This is a genomic window from Mesorhizobium sp. M5C.F.Ca.IN.020.32.2.1 (assembly GCF_004023105.1).
GTDB lineage: Bacteria > Pseudomonadota > Alphaproteobacteria > Rhizobiales > Rhizobiaceae > Mesorhizobium > Mesorhizobium wenxiniae.
In genome coordinates, this window is record NZ_RZSX01000825.1 from 1 (window position 1) to 2,797 (window position 2,797).

The following is a 2,797-nucleotide window of genomic DNA, read 5'->3' on the forward strand; positions in this document are numbered from 1 at the left end:
AGGCTGAGTAGGCCGCCTGGCCAATTTGACCGTCATAGGCGGCGACCGATGCCGTGTTGACGATGACGCCGCGCTCGCCGCCCTCCAGCGGCTCAAGTTTCGCGGCCCGGTCGGCGACGAGGCGGATCATGTTGAAGGTGCCGATCAAATTGACCTCGATCACCTTGCGGTACTGCTCGAGCGGGTGCGGGCCGTCCTTGCCGATCGTTTTCATGCCGATGGCGATGCCGGCGCAATTGACCAGGATACGGGGTTCGCCGAACTTTTTTACCACTTCCGCCACTGAAGCAGCACCGCCGTCGGCGCTGCTTACGTCGCATTGGATGGCGATGCCGCCGATATCGGCCGCAATCTTCGCCGCACGCTCGATGCCGAGGTCGAGGATGGCAACGTCCGCGCGCTTCGCGGCCAGTGCACGTGCCGTCGCTTCGCCGAGGCCGGATCCGCCGCCGGTGACGATCGCAATCTGGCCGTTCGGGTTCATGTCGGCGTCCCCCACCTAAAGCGCTCGCGTTATCTAAAGCGCGTCGCGTTCTCTGTTTTTATGCATGTCGTTACCCCAAAACCGCTGCGCACTTTTGGGCGACATGCACCATCGGCCACATGCTACGAAGCCCGACAGGACGGCGCAACCGCATCTGGACGGTCATGCCATCGCGGCGACGTTCGCGGCAATCCTTGCCTGATCGGCGTGGCAAACCTCCCCCACCAGCCTTGCCACCGCGCCCGGCACGATCTCGTGCGACAAAAGCCGGTCGAGATCGACCGGGCGCGGCATGGAGATTTGCCCACGCGGGATTCTCTTGAAGCCGAGCGGGCCGTAATAGGGCTCGTCGCCGACAAGCATCACGGCCGGCGTGCCGGCCTTGGCGGCGGCCTCCAGCGCGATTGCCACCAGCCGGCGGCCGATACCGAGACTCTTGAAGGCCGGCCGCACGGCAAGCGGTCCGAGCATCAGCGCGCGACCGGAGCCGGCCGCGATGCGCGTCATGCGCACCGAAGCGACAACGATATCGCCACGGACGGCCACGAAGGACAGGGCGCGTTCGTGCGGGCCGCCCTCACGGATCTTGTAGGCGCCCAGCACGAAACGACCCGGCCCGAAGGCTTCGTCGTTTATGGCTTCGATTTCGGGGTCATGCGCCGGCTTTTCCGGCAGGTATTTTACGTCGGCAAGGCTCATGGTCTTTGCGTTCCGGTATACGGGAAAAGGTTTGCTGCAAACGGCAGCGTTCGCCAGTCAGCGCTTCATCAAGCGCGGGCGCCCTTTCGTCGTCGGTCGAACCGGATCAAAGCGAAGTCGAACATGCGGATTTTCCGCTAGCACCAATCTCCAGCAACTGCAATCGGCCGTTTGCTTGCCGCCCTTCGGTTGCCGCCCTCGCGATTGACGAACTGTTCAACGCCTGGCGATTTCCGCATCGTCGGTTTGTGCCTACATCCCTACGAAGACGAAAGGACATCGCATGGGATTGCTGGTCGGCGGCAAATGGCAGGACAGCGGGTACGACACCAAGGGCAGCGACGGCGAGTTCGTGCGGGCGCAGTCGCAATGGCGCGACTGGGTCACGGTTGACGGTACGCCGGCCGAAGGCCGCAAGCGCGGCTTCAAGGCCGAGCCGGGCCGCTACCACCTCTATGTCTCGCTTGCCTGTCCCTGGGCGCACCGGACGCTGATCATTCGAGCATTGAAGAAACTCGAGGACGTGATTTCCGTCTCGGTCGTCCATCGTTTCATGGGGGCCAACGGCTGGACCTTCCTGGCCAAGGACGGCGCCACCGGTGACACGCTCTACCATTTCGATTTCCTGCATCAGATCTACACCAAGGCCGATCACGCCTATTCCGGCCGCGTGACGGTGCCGGTTCTGTGGGACAGGCGAGAACAAACAATCGTCTCCAATGAGTCCTCCGAGATCATCCGGATGCTCAATTCAGCCTTCGACAAATGGGGCGATGTCAGCCTCGATTTCTATCCGAAAGCACTGCGCGGCGAAATCGACGCGGTCAATGCGCTGGTCTATCCCTCAGTCAACAACGGCGTCTACCGCGCCGGCTTCGCCACCACGCAAACGGCCTATGAGAAAGCGTTTGGCGAACTGTTCTCGGCGCTCGACCAACTCGAGGATCGCCTATCTCGCCAGCGTTATCTCGTCGGTGACCGCATCACCGAGGCCGATTGGCGGCTGTTCACCACGCTGGTCCGCTTCGACCCGGTCTATGTCGGCCATTTCAAGTGCAACCTGCGCCGCATCGCCGATTATCCGAACCTGTCGAACTATCTGCGCGACCTCTATCAGGTCCCAGGGGTCGCAGGCACGGTGAGCCTGCACCACATCAAGGCGCACTATTACGGCAGCCATGAAACGATCAATCCGACGCACATCGTGCCGGTCGGGCCGGAACTGGACTACGCGGCGCCGCATGATCGCAATCGGTTCAGGAAGGCGGCGTGACCTACCAGTAGGGCGACGCCGCCGCGCCGCCAAAAATCTCGGCAATCCGTCGCAGTGTGGCCGGCGTCGTTGCCTCCGGCAGGCGGTCGAGAGGAAAGAAACCGGCTGCGGCGATCTCGCGGTCCGGCAGCTTCGGCGCCGTCTGATTGAACTGCTCGACCAAATAGAGCCCGACATGGTCGCGGCGGCTGGCCCGACGGTTGAAATGCATCGATTTCAGCACCGGCGGCGCAGTCAATGCAATATTGCCCTCCTCGGAGAGTTCGCGCGCCAGCGCCTCGATCATCGTCTCGCCCAGCTCGACGCCACCGCCGGGAAGCTGCCAGCCCGGTACATAGGTG

The 2,797-nt window shown here is 63.0% G+C and carries 4 protein-coding genes; 1 reads left to right on the forward strand and 3 read right to left on the reverse strand.

The annotated features are described in order from the left end of the window. Both EOA86_RS29415 and EOA86_RS29420 read right to left on the reverse strand, forming a co-directional pair. Nucleotides 1-484: SDR family NAD(P)-dependent oxidoreductase (locus EOA86_RS29415; RefSeq protein ID WP_128344867.1), on the reverse strand; the 484-nt coding region annotated here is incomplete at its 3' end. 162 nt (nucleotides 485-646) lie between these two features. After that, the gene (locus EOA86_RS29420) at nucleotides 647-1,183 is read right to left on the reverse strand and encodes an N-acetyltransferase (protein WP_127210854.1); all 537 of its coding nucleotides are present in this window, start codon (nucleotides 1,181-1,183) and stop codon (nucleotides 647-649) included. Nucleotides 1,184-1,466: 283 nt separating this feature from the next. Here EOA86_RS29420 and EOA86_RS29425 point away from each other — a divergent pair, with 283 nt between their 5' ends. Continuing rightward, nucleotides 1,467-2,456, forward strand: a complete 990-nt coding sequence (locus EOA86_RS29425) for a glutathione S-transferase family protein (protein ID WP_127210853.1) — start codon at nucleotides 1,467-1,469, stop codon at nucleotides 2,454-2,456. A gap of 1 nt (nucleotide 2,457) precedes the next feature. Here the strand turns inward: EOA86_RS29425 and EOA86_RS29430 are convergent. Continuing rightward, on the reverse strand, nucleotides 2,458-2,797 hold a 340-nt coding region (locus tag EOA86_RS29430), incomplete at its 5' end, for an NUDIX domain-containing protein (protein ID WP_128344869.1).